The organism is Pedobacter sp. AC464, from assembly GCF_979253075.1.
Genome location: NZ_CEEDBV010000002.1, coordinates 1,596,744 through 1,618,624, shown reverse-complemented (window position 1 = coordinate 1,618,624; position 21,881 = coordinate 1,596,744). Strand labels below are relative to the sequence as shown.

19 protein-coding genes are annotated in these 21,881 nt (G+C 39.4%); 5 read left to right on the top strand and 14 right to left on the bottom strand.

Annotated elements, in window-relative coordinates:
• Position 1: 1 nt before the first annotated feature.
• The 10 genes from AC0IWT_RS17950 to AC0IWT_RS17905 form a co-directional block, all read right to left on the bottom strand.
• On the bottom strand, positions 2–775 hold the full coding sequence (locus tag AC0IWT_RS17950; RefSeq protein WP_471798205.1) for a DUF3108 domain-containing protein: 774 nt from the start codon (positions 773–775) through the stop codon (positions 2–4).
• A gap of 90 nt (positions 776–865) precedes the next feature.
• Positions 866–1,381, bottom strand: a complete 516-nt coding sequence (locus AC0IWT_RS17945; protein WP_471798204.1) for a DUF2480 family protein — start codon at positions 1,379–1,381, stop codon at positions 866–868.
• Between the two features lie 65 nt (positions 1,382–1,446).
• Positions 1,447–3,522: a peptidylprolyl isomerase gene (locus AC0IWT_RS17940; protein WP_471798203.1), complete on the bottom strand. Its 2,076-nt coding sequence runs from the start codon at positions 3,520–3,522 to the stop codon at positions 1,447–1,449.
• A 140-nt stretch (positions 3,523–3,662) separates the two neighbouring features.
• On the bottom strand, positions 3,663–4,238 hold the full coding sequence (locus tag AC0IWT_RS17935; protein WP_471798202.1) for a hypothetical protein: 576 nt from the start codon (positions 4,236–4,238) through the stop codon (positions 3,663–3,665).
• Positions 4,239–4,241: 3 nt separating this feature from the next.
• The gene (locus tag AC0IWT_RS17930; RefSeq protein ID WP_471798201.1) at positions 4,242–5,552 is read right to left on the bottom strand and encodes a hypothetical protein; all 1,311 of its coding nucleotides are present in this window, start codon (positions 5,550–5,552) and stop codon (positions 4,242–4,244) included.
• Positions 5,533–6,267, bottom strand: coding sequence for a type III pantothenate kinase (locus AC0IWT_RS17925; RefSeq protein WP_471798200.1), 735 nt, complete (start codon positions 6,265–6,267; stop codon positions 5,533–5,535). Before AC0IWT_RS17925 ends, AC0IWT_RS17930 begins: the two co-directional genes overlap by 20 nt.
• A 125-nt stretch (positions 6,268–6,392) precedes the next feature.
• Complete coding sequence (locus AC0IWT_RS17920) at positions 6,393–7,373, bottom strand: DUF6427 family protein (RefSeq protein ID WP_471798199.1); 981 nt, start codon at positions 7,371–7,373, stop codon at positions 6,393–6,395.
• A 479-nt stretch (positions 7,374–7,852) separates the two neighbouring features.
• Entirely contained in the window at positions 7,853–8,842 is a 990-nt protein-coding gene (locus AC0IWT_RS17915; RefSeq protein ID WP_471798198.1) for a glycosyltransferase family protein, read from the bottom strand.
• A 27-nt stretch (positions 8,843–8,869) separates the two neighbouring features.
• On the bottom strand, positions 8,870–9,721 hold the full coding sequence (locus AC0IWT_RS17910) for a UDP-2,3-diacylglucosamine diphosphatase (protein WP_471798197.1): 852 nt from the start codon (positions 9,719–9,721) through the stop codon (positions 8,870–8,872).
• Positions 9,722–10,055: 334 nt separating this feature from the next.
• Positions 10,056–12,554, bottom strand: a complete 2,499-nt coding sequence (locus tag AC0IWT_RS17905; protein ID WP_471798196.1) for a YfhO family protein — start codon at positions 12,552–12,554, stop codon at positions 10,056–10,058.
• A 131-nt stretch (positions 12,555–12,685) separates the two neighbouring features.
• Here AC0IWT_RS17905 and AC0IWT_RS17900 point away from each other — a divergent pair, with 131 nt between their 5' ends.
• From AC0IWT_RS17900 to AC0IWT_RS17880, 5 genes are all read left to right on the top strand, one after another.
• Positions 12,686–13,768, top strand: a complete 1,083-nt coding sequence (locus AC0IWT_RS17900; protein WP_471798195.1) for an alginate lyase family protein — start codon at positions 12,686–12,688, stop codon at positions 13,766–13,768.
• 46 nt (positions 13,769–13,814) lie between these two features.
• Positions 13,815–14,321 (top strand): GbsR/MarR family transcriptional regulator, encoded by a 507-nt coding sequence (locus AC0IWT_RS17895; RefSeq protein WP_471798194.1) that lies wholly within the window; start codon positions 13,815–13,817, stop codon positions 14,319–14,321.
• A 101-nt stretch (positions 14,322–14,422) separates the two neighbouring features.
• A complete protein-coding gene (locus AC0IWT_RS17890) occupies positions 14,423–15,238 on the top strand; it encodes a DCC1-like thiol-disulfide oxidoreductase family protein (RefSeq protein ID WP_471798193.1) in 816 nt (271 codons plus the stop codon).
• 2 nt (positions 15,239–15,240) lie between these two features.
• Positions 15,241–16,167 (top strand): TIGR01777 family oxidoreductase, encoded by a 927-nt coding sequence (locus AC0IWT_RS17885; RefSeq protein WP_471798192.1) that lies wholly within the window; start codon positions 15,241–15,243, stop codon positions 16,165–16,167.
• Positions 16,168–16,262: 95 nt separating this feature from the next.
• Positions 16,263–16,631 (top strand): SRPBCC family protein, encoded by a 369-nt coding sequence (locus AC0IWT_RS17880; RefSeq protein WP_471798191.1) that lies wholly within the window; start codon positions 16,263–16,265, stop codon positions 16,629–16,631.
• A gap of 18 nt (positions 16,632–16,649) precedes the next feature.
• Here the strand turns inward: AC0IWT_RS17880 and AC0IWT_RS17875 are convergent, their stop codons facing one another.
• The 4 genes from AC0IWT_RS17875 to AC0IWT_RS17860 all read right to left on the bottom strand — a co-directional run bounded on the left by AC0IWT_RS17875 (position 16,650) and on the right by AC0IWT_RS17860 (position 21,878).
• Entirely contained in the window at positions 16,650–16,898 is a 249-nt protein-coding gene (locus AC0IWT_RS17875) for a DUF4834 family protein (protein ID WP_056872642.1), read from the bottom strand.
• Positions 16,899–16,985: 87 nt separating this feature from the next.
• Complete coding sequence (locus AC0IWT_RS17870; RefSeq protein ID WP_056872643.1) at positions 16,986–17,183, bottom strand: YwbE family protein; 198 nt, start codon at positions 17,181–17,183, stop codon at positions 16,986–16,988.
• A 26-nt stretch (positions 17,184–17,209) separates the two neighbouring features.
• Positions 17,210–19,252: an excinuclease ABC subunit UvrB gene (gene uvrB / locus AC0IWT_RS17865; RefSeq protein WP_056872644.1), complete on the bottom strand. Its 2,043-nt coding sequence runs from the start codon at positions 19,250–19,252 to the stop codon at positions 17,210–17,212.
• A gap of 253 nt (positions 19,253–19,505) precedes the next feature.
• Complete coding sequence (locus AC0IWT_RS17860) at positions 19,506–21,878, bottom strand: M1 family metallopeptidase (protein ID WP_471798190.1); 2,373 nt, start codon at positions 21,876–21,878, stop codon at positions 19,506–19,508.
• Positions 21,879–21,881: the final 3 nt, after the last annotated feature.

Below are 21,881 nucleotides of genomic sequence, written 5' to 3'. Positions count from 1 at the left end.
ATTAATCTTTTGCTAACGCATACTTTAAACCCTGTGCAGATTTCAATTCCATGGTTACTGCGCCAACCAGTATTTCAACCTGTGCTTTTACCGGAACACGGTTTCCATCGTCGGTAACCCAAAGATACAAACGACTGTCTTTTTTAAAGATTCTTCCAGGTTTAATTGAAGGACTAAATTTTAAACAACGAATGTTGCCTAATTTATTTTTTACCGTTTCTTTGCCAACATATTCAACTTCCAGAGCCGAAATTTCATCGCCAAGAAAATAATTAAGTTTAAACTTATCGCCAATTTTAAGTTTGGAAATGTCTAAACTCCTGGCAAAATAATAAGCAGAAACTAAATCGAAAGTTTGCGTTGTTGGTGTTGTAAAAGTGCCCCTGTTAGAAACCACTTTTTTTGCATCCTGCGAAAAGCGGGCCTTATCTTGTCTTTTATAACTAGCCTCCCTAATATTTTCCTGATAGAAATAAGGCAGTAAATCTTTCTTATCAATATAGGAATCGTAATGGTCGCGGATTTTATAAAAAACATCGAAAGTGCCAGAGGTTTGCGCATCGACAGTTAGTTTCCAGGTTGGCTTGTTATCAAACTTTAAATCTGAATTCTGAACCTTTATAGTAGCTTCCGCAGCTGTGATAAAACCGTACCGCAGTTTATAACTTAGAATTTCTCCCTCCTGAAAAACAGCCTCCTTTTTGAGCGGCAATTCCTGCGCAGCAGCAATTAAAGTAAACAGGATACAGGTGAAAATGACGGATAATCTTTTCATTTGCTTGGTGTCTCAATTGTGTGTTAATGCCTGCAAAATAAACAAATAGTGCAGTTATCTTTACAAGATATGCAAAAAGCAAACCAAAAATTAATCTTTCCTTTTAAATACCGGAACAGTAGAGCATGGTTCGCCGAACATAATGCTTTTCACTACAGGCGTAAGCAAGTTGGTAATTTCCACATAGGCAGAAACCGGAATGTCAATATCGCCACAGCCTTTTACTACAACCCGTTCATTTGCGAAATCCTGCGGGTTAATTTTACCAAGTGCCTTTGAAAACATAACCGCTTCAAGCGTATCTAAACCACCAAACACAACTTCGTTTGCGTAAGGTTTTAATTTGTTCGCTAAAAGCATATAGGCCCAAGTTGGCACAATTGCATCGGCAGAACAAATAATAGAAACGTTTTTACCCTGGTATTGCGACCAGTCGTGGGTTTTGATAAACTCCCTAAAATCTTTCTCCCTAAGAATTAAACCATGGAAAAGGTTTTCTTTAATGTCATAAACAACCCGTTCCCCCGAATGGTAATAGTCTTCGAGATTTAAAGTAATTAAACCACTATTTCCAACTTTGTTGACGAAATTTTCCTGAATTTCCATATGCTTAAAATAAAAAAACCGTTCCAATGTGACTTGGAACGGTTACAAAATTACGCAATTTCTAATTAATAGAATTTCACGCGATTGTCTTTTATCTTCGCATTATCTTGTAGAGCCTGGAAAGCTGCGCCTAATGAACGCTGGCCTAAAGTTAACATCATCGTTTCTTTTTGCTTAAACATATTTGCAATCGGAGCAGGATTTGTAAATCCATCTACCGAGAACACATAAACGCCACGTTCGCCATCTATTGGAGCAGAAACTTTACCTGGCTGAGCACCAAATACACTACCTACCAATTTGTTTTCCTGTGCAATGCCTGGAATAATCGGGTTTGCAAACACAATGTTTTGAACCGGCATTATCGGGCGGGCAACTTTAGATGCAATTTGCGCCAAACCAGCCTTTCCAGCACCTTCGAATTTTGCTTTCAGCATTTTAGCTTTTGCCGCATTTAGCACCATTGGCTGAATTTCTTTCTTAACCGCATCTAATGGCAAAGTACCCTTAGGCTTAACATCAGTTAAACGGGCAACAACATAAGCATCACCCATGGTGTAAATTTCAGGCAAAACGTCGCCTTTATCGGCAGCATAAGCATCCTGAATTAATTTACGCGGGCTATCTAAGCCTGGTGCGAAGCCTTGTGTCGCAGTGATTTTATCAGCTACCGCAACTTTTAATTTATCTTTTTCTGCAAGTTTAGCAAAGTCGCTGCCTTTAACATCGGCAAGGAAATTACTAGCTGCTTTATATGCTGAAGCCTGAGTTTTGCTGCTTGCGGTTAAAGATTTCTCTACATAAGCAAGTTTAGCAACTTTAGATGAACCGATTTGTTTTTCGATTTTCATGATGTGGTAACCGAATTGAGATTTAACAACTTTCAGCTCCCCAACGCTTCCATCGAATGCTGCGTTTTCAAATTCCGGAACCATGGCACCACGTGCGAATGCAGGCATAGAACCACCTTGATCTTTCGAACCATCTACACTAAATGTTTTTGCCAGTTCAGCGAAACTGCCACCTTTTGCAATTACGCCTTTTAACGAATCGGCTAGTTTAACAGCTTTATCTTCGCCGCCAACTTTAGCCGGGTCTATTAAGATGTGGCTTACTTTTACCGAATCGGGAGAAGTACGGGTTGACACCACTTTGATAACTTTATAAGAGTTACCAGATAAAGCCGGACCATAATAGCTACCTGCTGGCAAAGAAAATACAGCCGAATCAACAGCAGGATCCAATTTCCCTTTAGTAATGTAGGTAAAAGGTATTTTAACATCAGAATTAATTGCTGCAAAAAGCGAATCGTTTTTAGCTACTTTAAAGTCTGCAGCAAGCTTATCAATCTGCGTTTTAACCGCTAACGAATCTGCTTTTGTAGGTTTGATGCTGAAGGCAACATATTCAAATGAACGCGTTTCCTGTGGATTATTGAAACGTGCTTTGTTTGCATCGTAATATTCAGAATAATCTGCATCAGTCAATTTAACAGATGCATCCGGAATTGTTGTGTAATCTAAATTTACATACTTGAAATTCGCCAGCTTATTACGGTTGGTGTATTCATCAGTCGCTTCCAATGAAGTTACATAAACGGAGTTGCGAATTAAGTTAGAATATTTTTGTTGTAACGTTTGATTTTTAACTTCAGTTTGCAACATGGCAGATTGGTTTTGAGCCTGTGGATCTTTCGACTTCAAAAAGCTGTTTAACTGCATGCGGTCTAACTGACCAGTTTGTGGATTTGTGAAATATTGTTTGATTAATGGACTTGGATTCTGGCCAACCAATAAATCAACCAATTCATCTTCAGAAACGGTTAAGCCTAAACGATCGTATTCTTTATTTAGTAGAACGCCGGCTAGTTCTGCGTTCCATGCCTGATCTACAGCCATTGCAGTCATTTGTGCGTTAGCACTACCACCGTATTGTTGTTTAAACTGATTTAAATTTTGCTCTACCTTCGGCCCGAAATCATCGATACTGATGTCTTTTCCATCAACAGAACCAACTGTTTTTTGGTTTGCGGCCCAGAAAGGCTTACCCACGTTAATTGCATCACCTACTAAAAATGCAACAATTGCAAAACCTATAGCAAACACCAGTATATAGCCTGCACGGTTACGCAAAAATGTCATTAATCCCATATTGTACTTTATATTATTTAGTTTTTTTTAAGAGGGCGCAAGATACAAATTTGCCTCAAAAAAGAAAACACAAAATTTTATTTATCAACTGTTTAATTTTTAAGCAAATAGAGCCTCGGAAAACGATGATTTTAAGGCGCTATTGCATCCTTCAATATAGCCTGACCCGTTCCCTGATTGAACGTATATGTGCTGAAATCCTGCGGTGCTTCGAAATCTACGCCTTCGAGAATGTTGCCGTCTATGGTTTTAACCACCACCCGCTGTTTTGAGTAAAAAATCTTTTTGGCTTCATCCCAGATGAGTTCTTCTGATGAAAAGGTATCGCCCTTGGCATTTTTTACAATCACGTTCTTTCTGAAGAAAGTTTTCTGTTCCTGTTCTTTTCGGATGGCGTAATCGCAAATTAACGTGCCATCAATTACGCCCGGCTCATTAACATTGAAGAAATCAATTTTTACGCCTTTGATCATTTCCTGATAGGTGCTACCAGTTTGGGTGGTTACCTTATCCATAATCGGCGCATTGCCTTTGGCCTTTACCCTTGCCGAATCACTGTAAATGATTTCGACACCGATGGTTCTATCTCTGTTGAGCAGTATTTTCTGACTGGTAACCGGATTGGCTTTTTTCAGGTCATCATCTCCACAGGATACCAAGATAACTGGTATCAGGAAAATTAAGCCATATAAAAATGCCTTACGCATCAATTAGTCTACCTTATACTTACGGAACCACTTATCATTTAAAGTAAAGCCTAAATGAAAGTTAATATATTTTTCTTTTACAAGATTATCTGTTAAAGTTCCACGCTGGCCAATTTCTGTGGTGAAATTGATTTTATAGAACGATAAGCCGTTTGCAGAAGGCAATGGAAAACCGAAACCTATTGAAGCACCCATTTGCTTAATGTCCTGATTGCCTATTTTAATGTAAGTTTTATCATAATTAACGCCTAAACGGTAATCAACGCGTTTGAAATAACTGTTGTATGAAGTGATATCTGGCGTAAACTGACTACCCAACGACGCACCCCAACTGTTTTGCAAACCCTGGTTAACGTTGTTTATGCTCACATCAGCCCATTTACTCATTCTAAAATCTGCACCAATTAACCATTTATCAGTTTCCTGTATCGAAATACCGAAATTATGCGTAAGCGGTAAACTCAGGTTCGATTTTGCATTTACAACTGCACTTAATGTATCGAGTGCGGTGTTTTCGTTCCCATTGGCGTCGCGGGTGTAATGTGTTGCATAAAAAGATTGTTTAGAGCTTACGTTACCCGAACTGCTGCCCGAATAGCCCAAAGTCATTGATACCTTCGGTGCCAAATCGAAATTGTACTGCACACCGTAAGAATAATTTAAACCACCAACACTGTTTTTATTCTGAAGCTTTGCATTTACTGCGCCTGTGGTAGAGTATTCGGTAGCTCTTGTCGTTAACAAATTGCCAAAAATATATTCAACGTTACCGCCAATGCTTAAGTGATCGCCGAATTTGTAACCATAACCCAGGTAGGCTTTTGATAAGCCGCCTTCTCCTTCATAAAGCTGTGCAACGGAAAGCGTATCAACTTTTACCGAATTTTTATAACTGTAACCTAAATCGGAATATGGCAGGATACCAAAACTCAATGCAGATTTTTTAGTTACCGGCACCGCGAAAGCAATGTGACTAAAAGTAGCGTTAAAGCTTGATTCACTTAAGTTGCTCCTAGACAAATCGGTAATACTCGCACTCATACCAATATCAATTGTGGTTAAATTGATGCTGGAATATGAAGCCGGGTTTTGCATATTGATGTAGTTAAACCCATTTATTGCACCAACTGCAGTAGATATTCCACCCATTGCCCGAAGTTGTGGCAGTAAAGAACCTTTAACATTTCCAAGTCCATATCTGGAATACGGTGATGACGTGGTAACCTGTGCCTGAACACCTAAACCACAAACTAGAACGAGTATGGCTGCAATATAATTTATTCTTTTGTACATTTTAATCTGCAATAGCTTCATTTAATCCTTTTAAAACCAAATAGGGATCTTTTATTATTTGAGGCGCAAAGATGCTGTTTTGTAATTGGTTAAACAAAAAATCTGCATCGCCACCCGTTAAAATAACCTTTAAGGCACTTTCTTTTTTATTGTTGAGGGCTATAAACCCTGAAATTTCATTAATTACGCCCTGCAAAACACCATTTTGTATCGCCGTTTTTGTATCTCTACCCTCCGGAATTTCCATCTCCGCATTCCAGCTTACCAAAGGCAACCGACCCGTAAACTGGTGTACAGCGTTAAAGCGCATGGCTATCCCCGGACTTATACTACCGCCGAAATAGGTACTATCTGCAGCAAGCAAATCATAGGTTATGCACGTTCCGGCATCAATCACCAGACAGGAATTGCCCGGAAACGCCCCATTTGCACCCAACATAGCCGCCCACCTATCTAAACCAAGCGTTGCCGGCGTTTGATACTTATTTTGCACGCCATTTGTAAGCATCGCAGAGAAACGAATGTATGCTGTACTACGCTTTAAATAATGCTCAAGTGCATCAATTTCTTCATCTACAGTACTTATTATCGATTTGTTGATGCTATACTTTTCAATCAACAGCAGCAGTTCATCCACCGTTAAGGCATCGAAACGCTGATAATGTATAATTTCCTTACCTGCAAAAACTGCAATCTTGGTTGAAGTATTACCGATATCAATACTTAAATTATGCATCTATCTGAATAAGAATCAATAACCCCATCTTCATTCCCACCATCGAAAAGCACAAAAACTCTGCAATCGTGCCACAAAGCTATTAATCTTTAACAAGTTTCGAGGAATCATTTTGTTAAAAAAGGTTAAACAAAGAGAAAGTACTGTACAGAAAGTACAAACAGAAGAAAGAGTGTTTCGTAAAACCACCTTTTCTTCGCGTTGCTAAAATAATAAGCCAAAAGCACCGCTCCTGGGGGTACACAGAGTAGAAAATGCCATGTTCTAAAATCGGGCTTTAAATAAAAACTCGCAGCCGATACCAGAAACATAAAAAACAACATTTGGAAACCCTTTCTGGTGCTGATAAAACTCCTAAAAAAGTTTTCCCTTAGCTGCAGGGAGGCAAGTATGATTATCACAACAACCGGAATTAACACCAGGTAGTCGTTATAATTGATTTTAAAAACAGATGGAAATTTGTTTCCCAATGGTTTCCAGATTTGATAAAATGAGGTTAGGTTATCTTTCCAGAAATAAAATACGGCAAGAAAAAAGAACACGGTTAAAAAGCCTACCAGGCCTGCAACCCATTCCCTCCAGTTGAAAGATCGAAAAAGAAGTAATGACAAAAAAATCATCAGTAACATAGCCATAAACGGGAAATAAATTAAAGTGCCAATGGCAATTATCATCCCGATATCGAACACGGTTGTTATAGAGTTTAAACTTTTGTTGAGCTTGAGAAATTTATCTATTAACCAGATTAAAAGAAAGTTACAGATTAGAGCAGGACTTAAAATCATAAATGGCAGAAACAAGCTTGCCCCGGTTATGTACATAAGCGCAGGCAGGAAACTGGGTTTTGCCAGCAGGTTATGATTGTTAATAACCCTGTTGAAAATAAGCGCCTGAATAAAGACTAACACCGTTGCAAAAAAAACATTTGTTGAAGGAGAAAAAGCCTTTTCGAAATTGATGTTAATTAATAGTCTTGCAAAAGGTTCCAGAAAATCGAAATTTAACTGGGCAGGCAATTCATAAAAGATAACAATACGCATAAAAAACGTATATGCTAACAGCAAAATGAGGTTAACTGGATTTAACTTTCTAAACTGATTAATCATGCCTTTTGTAGAATTGGCAAAGTAAAGAAATTATTTTAAGGATTGAGGAAGAAACACCAAGTATCATGTTGAATGTTCCACGGGTTTTTTCTTTGGATCCGTACTCTGTTTGCCGCAGAAATGCAGATTTACTTTTGCCACAGAAACACGGATTAACACAGAATTTTTTGTCGGTGTTGTTTGGGGATGGTAATTTTTTTCTTATAGAGATTTACTTTTGCCACGGAAACACGGATTGACACAGAATTTTTCTGTCGGTGTTGTTTTAGGATGGTAATTCTTTTCTGATAGAGATTTCCTTTTGCCACAGAAACACAGATTGACACAGAATTTTTGTCAGTGTTGTTTTAGGATGGTAATTCTTTTTAATACAGATTTTTTGCCACAGAAACACAGATTAACACAGAATTTTTTGTCGGTGTGGTGTAGGATGGGATTGAGTAATAATTCTTTTGGCGAAAAGTTTTCAACGTCGTGGCTTATATTCTTGCGTACTTTTTAACCATGTCATCTATAATTTTTGCGGTTTCATCAGGGAAATGAAACTCATGTCTTTGCGGATTTTCTACCCACTGCTTTACAATTGGCAACCAGTTTCTGGTACTTCCCCAAATTACCGGCAAACCAAATTGTTTGAGCGCATAAGCATTACATTGTTGTTCGAACTGAAACCGCATAGGCGCAACCAAAAGCTTCTTGCCTAAAAAGAGCGCTTCGGCAGGGCCTTCAAAGCCGCCACCGGTAAAAAGACCTTCGCAAGTTGCAAGGCTATTGTTAAACATTTCGTTGTTTACAGGTGAAACCGAAACATTTTGCTCCTGATAACTTTCTTTACTGTGTTTGGAGAACACCTGCCAGTTTACGCCTGGAATTTGCACCAGCAATTTTACCAGCCGGCGGTCGTCTACAGCGGGTAAGTAAACGGTGTAGTGACCCAGATTTTTACTTTCCAGCTGCCTGATTTCGGAACGGATTACTGGCGTGTAAATAAAATTATCGTACCTGTCGAAATGAAAGCCGATGTGGTATTTCGTTGGCGCATAATGACTGAGAATAACCTTGCCCCAATCTATAGTTCTGGGCCGGGGCACTTTTTTAGATTTAAAAGCAGCCTGATGGCTGAGTGAAACGCATTCTATACCCTGCAATTTGCAGGCCCAGGCACTTACCGGCTCAAAATCGTTAACAATCAGGTTGTAATCCTTAAGCTGAAGTTGCTTCATGTCTTTCCTGAAACGAAAGAGATTCATGCTCAGCCAGGTTTTAAAATGATCTACACCGCCTTTTTTACCGAAGATAAAGCTGAAGCCATGCAACTGGTATTTCACCGGCTGACTGAGTTTAACATCGGCCTGGGTTCCACTTACTAAAATATCTAGCTCGCCATATTTCTGGAGCAAAGGGATAATTTCTCTTGCCCTGCTGATGTGCCCGTTGCCCGTACCTTGAATTGCGTAAAGTATTTTCATCTGATAAAGGCCGAATATCTAAAATTATCAGGCAATTTCATATTTTATATTTTGCAAAAGAATATTTATATCCAGTTTGCTTTTTAAATCTTCAGCATCCGAAAGGATGCCGTCGTCCATTTCGTCTTTAATAAAATCTTTATGGTCGTACTTAAACACCGACCAGGATTGCTCATGGTATTCAAGTGCCGTTAAACTTTCTACCCAATCACCGCTGTTTAAATACATCACTTTACCATTATCTACAGCTATTTCCCGCTTTTCTGGCTGGTGTATATGGCCGCAAACCACATAATCGTATCCTTTTTCTACTGCTAATTCTGCAGCAACCAGTTCAAAGCTGTTTATAAATTTTACTGCGTCTTTAAATTTGGCTTTTATTTTTTTCGAGAAACTCATTTTCTCTCTGCCGAAAGCATTTAATACCCAGTTAACAAAACTGTTTATCAAAATTAATGTGTCGTAACCTACAGCACCCATTTTTGCAAGCCACTTGGAGTGTTGCATCGTTACATCGAAAACATCGCCATGGAAAAACCAGGCCTTTTTACCGTTAAGTTCTAAAATAAGCTTATTTGCCAAATGAAAGGAACCCATCTCCATACCATCGAACTTTCTCAGCATTTCATCATGGTTTCCGGTGAGGTAATGAACTTCAACGCCTTCAGATACGAATTTCATCAGCTTACGAATTACTTTCATATGCGATTCGGGCCAGTAGCTTTTGCTAAATTGCCAGATATCGATAATATCGCCGTTGAGGATAAGCGTTTTTGGTTTAATGCTTTTGAGATACTTTAAAAGCTCTTTTGCATGGCAGCCATAGGTACCCAGATGTACATCGGAGATTACGACTAAATCGACATTTCTTTTATCCATAAATGAAAATTTTAGGGGCTAGGAATTGTATCACCGCTTCAGAAAAGCAGTTTAAATACTGGAAGGCTATTTTACCACTCTTCTTCCTCATCGAGTTTTACCTCAAAAGGACTAAAGAAATAAAGTACAACGATTAAAAGACAAATCGCAAAGAATGATTCTAACATATCATCTGATTTATAAACAAAGGTAAGACTCTGAATATCAAACAAATGTTACGGTATTGTTAAATTTAATCGTTTGATTAATAAGTATTTTGAGATGACTGATAAAAAAAATACCTCCAGCCGATTATGCTGAAGGTATTTGAAATAGTAAGTCGAAACCGACCTAATTAAGCATTAGCTACTTTCTTTTTCTTATTTTCTGAGTAAATACCGAAGCCTAATCCAAGTACTAAAATGATTGAGCCCGCCAACGAAATTTTTTCACCAGTATAATAAGAATTAGGATGAAAAATGAACTCGAGCTTGTGATTTCCTGCCTCTAACTGAGCTGCCCGTAAAACGTAATCTGCTCTGAAATATGGTTTCTCTACGCCATCGATATACATTTTCCAACCCTTATTGTAGTAAATTTCTGAGAAAACTGCAATAACATCTTTAGCGGTAGAGTATTCGTAAGTAAGGTGGTCAGGATTGTAATTGGTCAGTTTGATAAAACCTTCCTGTCCGGTACCTAGCAGTTTGCTGTTCATCAGGTTTTTATAGCTTTCATCAACAATTGCCTCTTTTTTCGCATCGAAACTGCTTATGGCTTTCATCTCTTCATCAGAATTTTTAACATATTGAACGCTCGCTACAAACCACGCGTTTCCGGCAGCAGTTTGGTTGCGTTGCATTTTGTACGAGCCTGTTTTCTGGTCCTGCGTGATGATGTATTTAGTGTTCAACATATCTAAAACATCCTGATTGATGCTTTTCGAAAACTGATTTTGAATCAACTCATCAAAACGTTTCAGCTTTGCTGCGTGATAACCACCTACTGTTTTGTGGAAAGCAGATGTACTGGCATCAGAGAAAGTATTGATGGATAAATCGAACACCCTGAAATTAGGATCTTTGTCTGCCGCAATAAAAGTATCCACATCACGTGGCTGAAAATAATCTGAAAGATCTCGCTTCGCTTCGAAGTTTTTATTGTTTAGATATCTTTTATCAACCTGCCACATATCAATTAAAACTGCGAAGGTTAATAAACCGAAAGCCAGTTGCATGTTCAGTTTTTTGGTGATAAATGCCCAAACGATTCCAAAGCCAATGGCAACGAAAATGAACGAGCGAAATGCATCAGAACGTGCAATGGAAATTCTATCCTCTACTAAACCGTTTGCAATTTTTTGAGCAATTGCAGCATTGTTTTGTAAGGCTTGCGTAAGCGCCTGAACGGCATCAGCATGGTTGGCGGTTTTAAAGCTGAAGAAGAGGGTTGGCATAATCGCGATGATAAGTGAAATGCCACCTACAATACCTGCCGACCATGTCAATTTTTTAACCAGCACTTTTTGATCAATTTTTTCTTCCTGAATCTCTTTAACGGCAAGAATTGCCAGAATAGGAACAACCAAACCCACAACAGCAAGGATAGATTCGACCGCCCTGAACTTATTGTAAAGTGGGAAATAATCGAAGAATAAATCACTTACAAACGGCAGGTGCCTGCCAAATGAAAGTAGCATAAAAAGGATTGTCGTAATTAAAATCCACCATTTAAGCTGACTTTTAACGATAAACAATCCAAAAACAAACAAGAAGCAGATTATTGCACCGAAGTAATAGCCGCCTTGAGTAAATGGTTTATCGCCCCAATATTCCTGCATGTTAAAGTTTTGCGCCAATGAGCGGATTGCATTATCGGTTTGTCCAGGATCGCCTCCGGTAACTTCCGAAACTGCTTTGTACATATTGCTCTCGGGCTTTACCAATTCATCAACACCGGTTGCACCGCCATATAAATCAGGTATTAAAAAGGTAAAACTTTCACCTATACCCTGGCTCCACTGATAAGCATATTCTTTAGACATGCCCGTATCTTTACCCGCAGCAGCAGTTGCCGTTAGGTTAGATTTGCCACGGTTGGTCTCTTTTGCATATTCTGCTGTAGACCACAACAGGCCAGCATTTATCATGACCGCAAGGATAACCGAAAGCGCTAAAAAACCCAGCGACTTTCCGAGTGCGGGCAATGTTTTCGCCTTAACCGCTTTATACAACTCAACGCCAACAAAAATAATAATCGATAGCATCAGGTAATACGTCATCTGCACGTGATTGGTTCGGATTTCCAGCGCCAGAAATAAAGCAGTTAAACTGGCTCCATACCAATAACGGCCCCGCATGGTTAGAATGATGCCTGCGATTATTGGCGCAAAAAAGCCAATTGCCAAGGCCTTACTACTGTGGCCGCTTGATATAAGCACAAAATTATATGTTGTAAAAGTAAAAGCAATTGCACCTGCCGCGGCAAGCCATGGGTTTACTTTTAATACAATAAAAAGAAAATAAGCACCTATAAGCAGCAAAAGCACAGTCCCAACCGGATTCGGTAATGCCTTCGTAATTAATGCAATGCCATAGGTTGCGCCATTATAGGCATAAGGAACCCAGATTTGAAAAGCAGGCATGCCGCCAAACATTTGGTTGGTCCACAATGGAGCAGTGCCGGTTTGCGCTTTCACGTCCATAATCTCTTTTTGCATCGCCTGCGACTGGATTACATCGCTTTGAGATGGTGCTTTACCCTGCAAAACAGGACTGAAGTAGGCAAAACAAATGACTACAAAAATTGCAATAATGGCTATATGGGTGCCATTGTTTTTAAACCAGTTATTCATTAAGGTTTGTTTAAGTTTAAACGAACGTCAAAAATAAAAATTTGAACGGTATATTAAAGGAATAAATTGAATGCCTTTACATTAAAAATTTAGATTTGTAAAAACGACAACTCTAAGCAAAAATATTTATCATGAAAAGTACGGTAATCACACTATTATTTTCGCTATTCATATGCACATCTAATGCGCAAATCGTTGGCTTAAGCAATGAACAAATCGCGGTTTTAAAACGGAAAATTAAAGATGACCCGGAGACAAAATCCTTATACACGAATTTCAAAGCAGCTGCAGAGGATTTTTTAGCACAGACGCCAAATCCGGTAGACACCATCCGTACTGAGGGATTGCTTCGTGGAAACCCGAAAAAGGAGCGCACAGCCCTAGCGCTTCGCGATATGAACAAAATGTACACACTGGCCCTGCAATTTAAAATTACAGGTGAAGAGAAATACCTTAAGAAGGCTGAGGAATTTTTGCTGGCCTGGGCAAATAGAAATCAACCAAATGGCGACCCGATTGATGATACCAATTTAGATAAAGCGATAGAAGCTTACGATTTGATAAAAGATGATGTTATTCCAACAGACAAAACTTTAATTGCTGATTGGTTGAAGGCTACGGCTTTGGCAGAGATTAACAGCAAAAGAATGAACCGAAACCAGGGCACAGGAATTAACAACTGGAATGCACATCGGTTAAAAGTAGTTGGCGAAATCGGATATGCTTTAAATAACCAGGAATTTATCAGCTGGACCATAGACCGCCTTAAAAAACACATCGAAATTAACCTCAACGAAGATGGTACAAGTCACGATTTTAAGGAGCGGGATGCCATGCATTACCACATTTACGATTTGGAACCAATGCTTAGGCTTGCTCTACTAATAAGAAGCGCCGGCGGCGGAAACCTTTACACTTATGAATCGCCAAAAGGTTCATCAATGAAAAAATCTGTTGATTGGTTAATACCGTACATCAAAGGAGAAAAACAGCATGAGGAATACGTTAACACAACCGTAAAATTCGACAGAGACCGGGCAAAAAATAATGAACCTGGCTTCGCACCGGGAACTATGTTTAAACCCTCCCTTGCCTTGCCTGTGCTAAAATTATCAGTGTATTTTGATTCGGCCCAGGCAAATTTACTTTATACACTAAACGAGAAAGGTAAAGATTGGCAAATGTTAATCGATGAAATTAAACAAAATAAATAAAGTTTCAATAATTTTTGAAAGTTTAGAAAAATAATTATATTTGTTCATGGAATTAGCAGAAGGAAAACTAAAATTTATCGAGGCATGGGGCAAATTAGGTTCTGAATGGGGCATAAACCGTACCATGGCACAAGTGCATGCACTGCTTTTAATTTCTGTTGAGGCACTTACTACTGAAGACATTATGGAGCAGTTAAGCATATCTCGCGGGAATGCGAATATGACACTACGCGACCTGATGGGCTGGGGCTTGATTGAAAAGCAACACAAGGCGGGAGAGCGGAAGGAATATTTCTTTGCGGATAAGGATGTGTGGAACATTGCCAGGCAGGTTGCCAAAGAGCGGAAAAAACGCGAACTGGAACCTATTTTAAAAATTCTTGGTGAGTTATCATCCGTTACAGGAGATGAAAAAGACCCGGAGTTTAAAACTTTCAAAAAATCAGTTACAGATATTAATAAACTTGCTAAAAATGCCGACAAAACAATAGAAACCATGCTGAAAGCAGAAGAAAGCTGGTTTTGGAGTTCGATTTTGAAGGTTTTCAAATAAACTCCGCAGCGTTTTAAAGCAGAAAATATAGAGACTTCGCAAGAGTCTTATTTTTTCCAAACATACTTTCATTTTTTACTGAAACTTCTAAAATATAAATCATGAAAACATTAGCAAACCACATCATTTTATACGACGAAGAATGTCCAATGTGTTTCGCCTACACTAAAGCATTCATAAAGCTGGATATGTTGCCAAAGAATGGCCGTGAAGCCTATCAAAATCCACCTGAATCTGTTTGCCGGCTTATTGATAAACAAAGAGCTGCCAATGAAATTGCTCTGGTTAATACCGAAACCGGCGAAGTAACTTATGGGATAAACAGCTTGTTTAAAATCTTAGGAAATGCCTTGCCAGTTTTTAAACCACTCTTTAGTTTCGCTCCTTTCCATTGGTTAATGACTAAATTTTATGCCTTTGTATCCTATAACAGAAAGGTTATCATTCCTGCCACAGTTAAGGCAAACAGCTTGCAACCAAATTTTAAAATCAAATACCGGGTGGCTTATCTATTATTTACCTGGTTAATTACGGCTTACATTTTAACGTTGTATGCGAAACGGTTAACTGACTTTGTACCACTTGGAAACAGCTATCGCGAATACATCATTTGTGGCGGACAGATTTTTTTTCAAGGACTAATTATTAGTTTCCATCAAAAAGAAAAGTTGTGGCATTATCTGGGAAATATGATGACGATCTCTTTTGCAGGGTCAATATTACTGCTTGTTCTGCTCATGCTAAACCAATGGCTGGAGATTCCTTCAATTGTTTTTCTTATATATTTCTTAACTACAGCCGGATTGATGTTGCTCGAACACTTACGTAGAAGTAAAATTTTGAAAATTGGTGTTGCAATGAGCATTACCTGGGTTTTATACAGATTAATTGTATTAGGTTTAATCTTCAGTTTATAAAGATGAAATACAGAAAAATAATCCTCGCGGGAGGCAATGGTTATCTCGGAGGGGTTTTAGCGAAACACTTTAGCAGCATAGCTGATGAAGTTATAATGCTCACCAGAAAAGCAAAAACAAATGAAGGTAATATTAAAACCCTCGTTTGGGATGGAAAAACTGAAGGCCCCTGGATTGAAATTCTGGAAGGCGCAGATTTGCTGGTTAACCTTTGTGGCAAAAATGTAAACTGCCGCTACACGGCAAAAAACCGGGAGGAAATTATTAGTTCCCGCGTTTTACCAACTAAGCTTTTAAATAAAGTTTTGGAAAAGTTAGCAACACCACCAAAGCTTTTTATCAATATAACATCAGCTACAATTTACCGCCACGCAGAAGACAGTACTCAGGATGACCTGACCGGCACCATCGGCTACGGGTTTTCGATTGACGTTTGCAAAACCTGGGAACAAGTGTTTTTTGAAACAAGCAACCCTAAAACCAGGAAGATAGCATTGCGCATGGGCATTGTTATGGGCAGAACGGACGGCGCTTTCCCACGACTTTTAAATTTAGTCAAACTGGGAATGGGCGGCAAGCAAGGCGATGGCGTGCAATATGTAAGCTGGGTACACGAACAGGATGTTGCACAAAGCATAGAATGGTTAACTGACCATAGCGAAATTAGCGGTGCGGTAAACTGTACCGCACCGAATGCCGTTAAAAATGTTGAAATGATGAGGATTTTAAGAAAAGCATATGGAGTGCCATTTGGATTACCTGCACCAGCCTGGTTATTGGAAATTGGCGCCAAAATTATAGGTACGGAAACCGAATTAATTTTAAAAAGCAGATGGGTAAAACCAACCATACTTTTGAATTCAGGGTTTAAATTTCAATTTGCTACAATGGAAGAAGCTTTTCACGATATTTTGAGTTTACGTGTATAAGCAAGATGCAAAGAATAAGATTAAAAACACTGGTAAATGCCTCTACCAAAATTTGTTTTGATTTATCACGAAACATTGACCTACACGTTAAATCAATGATAGATTCAAATGAAAAGGCAGTTACAGGAAAGATAACCGGATTAATCAATTTGGGAGAGTCTGTTACGTGGGAAGCCAGGCACTTCGGAATAAAATTTAAACTTACATCGCGAATAACTGATATGGAAGCTCCGTGTCGCTTCACTGATGAAATGAGTAAAGGTCCTTTTAAGTACATGAAACACCAGCATTTTTTTAAGAAAGTTGGTGATTTAACAGAGATGACAGATATTTTCGAATTTGAAGCACCTTTCGGTCTTGTTGGTTCAATCTTGGAAAAACTAATTTTAAAAACTTATCTAACAAACTTATTGGCGAAAAGAAATCTGACAATTAAACAAGCTGCAGAAACAAAAAAGTCCTGACTTTATCAGGACTTTAAATTATTTAACTTCTTCGTAATCTACAAAATCGCCAAGTTTATCCGTCTTACCCTGATTTGGTTTTGGCGGCATATAGTCGATTGAAATAGACCCTTCTGGTTTTCTTTTAGGTTGTTGTGCTTGCCCACTAGCCTGCTGTTGCATTTTACTTGCAAGGCTACCAAAAAGCATTGGCAACAAAAGGCGTATCAGAATTCTGATTACCCAAAGTACTAAAACTGCTATGAAAAGGAATTTAATTAATGGCATTCTTTTTACTGTTTGTTACAAATATAGACGTAGCGAGATTTATTTTGTTACTTTTTAACCGATTAATTGCAATTTGATTACAAATAGTTAATCTTCAACAATTTCACAAACTCTTCCAATCTGGCCATCATCTAGCCTTACTTTTATCCCTCTGGAGTGGAATGATGATGAAGTTAATAAATCTTTAACGATTCCGTAAGTAACATTTCCACTTCTTTGATCCTTTTTCAGGATTATCCCAACTTCCAAACCGGGAAATATATCTTTTCTATTTTGTCCGTCCATACTATTTTGAGGCACAAAAGTAGCGTCTATTTTGCAAACTTTTCATTAAACATTTTTTCCAGCGCAAACATTTCATCGCGGAGTTTGGCTGCCTGCAAGAAATCCATGTCCTTAGCGGCCTTCTGCATATCCTTGCGGGTATTATCGATGGCTTTTTGTAGTTCAGCTTTACCCATGTATTGAACAATTGGGTCTGCGGCAATGCTAATTTCGGCATTTTCTACATAAGCTCTCGCCTTGTTATCGCTCGCTTTCTGCGAGAAATCGAGCACAGAAGTTTGTTCCAGGATCGCTTCGCGGGATTTTCCAACCGTTAATGGCGTTATGCCGTGTTCCAGATTATAAGCAATTTGAATATCCCTACGACGATTGGTTTCCGAAATTGTTTTCTCCATACTATCAGTAATGCTATCGGCATACATAATTACCCTACCCTTATCATTTCTGGCAGCCCGGCCTATTGTTTGGATTAGTGATTTCTCCGAACGAAGAAAACCTTCCTTATCCGCATCTAAAATGGCAACCAACGTCACTTCAGGTAAATCTAACCCTTCACGCAGCAGGTTTATGCCAACTAAAACATCGAACTCTCCCAAACGCAAACCCCTCAAAATTTCAACACGCTCTAATGTTTTAATCTCCGAATGGATGTAACGGGTCTTGATGTTTAACCTATCTAAATATTTGGTTAATTCTTCGGCCATTCGTTTGGTTAAGGTGGTAACCAGAATTCGTCCACCCTGCTTAATGGTAATGTCAATTTCATCAAGCAAATCATCAACCTGGTTAATGGCCGGCCTGATTTCGATAACCGGATCCAACAACCCTGTCGGTCGAATTACCTGCTCTACAACAACCCCTTCAGATTTTTCAAGTTCATATTCGGCAGGTGTTGCGCTTACATAAATGGTTTGTGGCGCCAACGCTTCAAACTCCGTAAAATTCAAGGGTCTGTTATCTAATGCCGCAGGTAAACGGAATCCGTATTCTACCAGTGAGAGCTTACGCGAGCGGTCGCCACCATACATTGCACGTATTTGCGGAACCGTGACATGACTTTCATCTATCACCATCAGGTAATCATCAGGAAAATAATCAAGTAAGCAGAAGGGGCGCATACCTGGAGAGCGGCCATCAAAAAAGCGGGAATAGTTTTCGATACCGGAACAATATCCCAGTTCCTTCATCATTTCGATATCGAAGTTTGTACGTTCCTCGAGTCGTTTCGCTTCCAATAAATGCCTGTCGGCAATGAGTTGATTTTTACGAATTTCGAGCTCTTCCTGAATCCCCCAAATCGATTGATTGAACCTATCTTTCGGGGTTACGAAAAGATTAGCCGGATAAATGGCCATATCTTCAAGTTTTTCGAGTGTTTTCCCGGAAACCGGATCGATTGCTGAAAGCTCTTCTATATCATCTCCAAAAAAAGAAATGCGGTAAGCATAATCTAAGTATGCCGGAAAGATATCAACTGTATCGCCTTTTACTCTAAAGGTTCCACGTTTAAATTCTGTTGTCGTTCTTGAGTATAAGATTTCTACCAGGCTGTGTAAGAATGCGTTTCGCGAAATTCTTAACCCGACACCAAATCGAAAAACCATTCGTGAAAAGTCTTCAGGGTTCCCCATACCATAAATACAAGAAATGGACGACACGACAATAATATCGCGGCGGCCACTCATTAAAGAAGAAGTGGTTCGCAGGCGAAGCTTTTCAATTTCTTCATTTATGCTTAAATCCTTTTCAATGTATGTATTGCTCGAAGCGATGAAGGCTTCGGGCTGGTAATAATCGTAGTAAGAAACAAAATAGTTTACGGAGTTTTCCGGAAAGAAATTTTTAAACTCGCCGTAGAGCTGGGCGGCCAGCGTTTTATTATGGCTTAATATGAGTGTTGGTTTCTGCGTTTGCTCAATAACGTTTGCTACGGTAAATGTTTTTCCGGAACCGGTAACGCCGAGCAAAGTCTGATAATGCTCATTTGCGTTCACACCATCTACAAGTTGCTTTATGGCGCTGGGTTGGTCTCCGGTTGGTTTATATGCTGAAGTAATTTTGAATTTCATCTGTGTATCAAATATACGATTTTGCGTGCAAGAACTAAACAGCCAAAAGTCAGGAATGTTGTATTCTGCGAGATTATTCAGCGAACATCAGCCGGGTAATTTGGTTTGGAACAGGACGCAGTAACTGTTCGGAATTTTTATGCCTGCTTTAACCTTCCGATACTGTCATCTAAAAAAATATTCGCTTAACCCCAAAAATAAAGGCCTTGCCAGAAACTGGCAAGGCCTTTATAGCATCGTTTACCAAAGGTTGTTATTTACCTGCAGCTTTTTGCATTGGGTTTACACCAACAGATTGGCCACGAACGGATGAAGCAGCTTTCGCTTTGAAAACCCTGAATTTGCTTTCCTTCGCTTTCCCGCCCCAGCTGTTATTTGAAGTATCAATATCAGCTGTTTCTCTTAACGGATCAACTAAAATGGATTCAACCTCTTTATCCTTTACATAGAATTTAGAGGTTTTTAATTCATTATGTCTCCAAATCTGAGCCGGAATTCTATCAATTTCTTTTGTACCATCTTTATAAGTAAACTCCACAATGATTGGCATCACCAAGCCACCTTTATTACTGAAATTAAGTTCGTAGAAAAACTTGTTTTCATATTTGGTCTGCTCTGCGCTTGGCACAGGTTCAAACGGCATTGTGCCCTGCGTTTTTACAGCAGTTGCCGTATCAACAGCAACTAAACCTCTATCGTATTTGTAATAGAAATCCTGAGCTGCGGGATTTTTATCTGTATAAAAACTGATTTTTTTATCTTCACGATTTCTAATTTTAGAAATGTCCTGGAATGCATTTACGGCAGGCTTATCAACCTTAACCATTCGTGCCCTTGCCTCGGGTATGGTTGTAGGAAAATCTGCTTTGGCAAATTTCACGGTATCCAAAGAAATATCACATGGCTCGGTTCCATAAAACCAGCCTCTCCAAAACCAATCTAAATCTTCGCCGCTGGCATCTTCCATAGTGCGGAAAAGATCGGCTGGTTGTGGATGTTTAAATGCCCATCTTCTGGAGTATTCTTTAAAAGCATAATCGAAAAGGTCTCTTCCCATAATGGTTTCGCGGAGAATATTTAAACCTGTAGCAGGCTTCGAGTAGGCATTCGGACCGAAACGGGTTATGTTTTCAGAATTGGTCATAATTGGTTCCAGTTCATCTTTTGGGAGCTTCATGTAATCTACAATGGTATAAGCCGGGCCCTTCTTACTTGGAAAGGTATTATCCCAGAGTTCTTCCGTAAGGTACTCAACAAAAGAATTTAAACCTTCGTCCATCCAGGTCCACTGGCGCTCATCGCTGTTCACAATCATCGGGAAGAAGTTGTGTCCAACCTCGTGAATAATTACACCCAACATACCATTTTTAGTGCTTTCGCTATAAGTTCCGTCAGCATCTGTACGGCCATAGTTAAAACAAATCATCGGGTATTCCATTCCATTTGCCGCCTCAATACTTTGGGCAACCGGGTAAGGGTAAGGAATTGTAAAATCGGAATAGGTTTTGATGGTGTGCGCTACGGCCCGGGTAGAGAATTTGCTGTACAAATTGTAGGCTTCTTTACCATAAAAACTCATACACATTACGGTATTATTATTTGCAGCAATTTTTTGTGGCATCGCATCCCAAATAAACTTGCGTGAAGAAGTCCATGCAAAATCGCGAACGTTATTAGCCTGAAAAACCCAGGTTTTGTTACCTGAAGCTTTTTTACCTTCGGCCGTTTTAGCTTCTGCAAGTGTTTGAATTTCTACAGGAGCAGTTGCCGTTTTTGCAGAATTGTATCTGCTTAACTGCGCAGGGTTTAGCACTGCACTATAATTGATGCACTCACCTGTAGATCCAACAAGGTGATCGGCTGGAACCGTCATTTGCACTTTGAAATCGCCAAAAGTTAGTGCGAATTCGCCCCTGCCCGTAAACTGGTGATTCTGCCAGCCTTGAAAGTCGCTGTAAACGCACAGACGTGGGTACCACTGCGTCATGGTAAAAAGATAATTTCCATCTGCCGGGAAAAACTCATAACCACCTCTACCGCCAACAGTCATCCTATCGGTAATTTTGTAATTCCAGTCGATGTTGAAAATATACTTCTGCCCCGTTTTCAACGCAACAGGCAAATCAATTCGCATCATCGTTTTGTTTACGGTGTAGCTTAATTTTTTTCCTGTAGCATCGGTGAGTTTCAATACATTAATACCGAATCCGTTATTGGCTTTCGAAGCTAAATTATCGATGCTTTGTGTGGTGCCAACCGTTGGCATCTTGGTAGCATCCTGGTAGTTGGAACTCTTATCGGTGCTGTGCTCATTCTCATCGAGCTGTAACCAGATGTAGGTTAAAGGATCTGGCGAGTTGTTGGTGTAGGTCACGGTTTCACTCCCTGTTAAGAGCAAATTTTTCTCATCGAGCGAGCATTTAATGTTGTAATCTGCACGTTGTTGCCAGTATTTTACACCGGGGGCACCACTTGCTGTACGCTGCTCGTTCGGCGTTGGCAAAATGGTTCCCAATTGTTCAAATTTGTTGCCGTGGTTACTACCAGGATTGTTTTGAATGTTCTGGGCCATTACCAAACTGCCGGCAAAAAGCATCAGGCCGGTTAAAGTAAATAGTTTATTCATCGT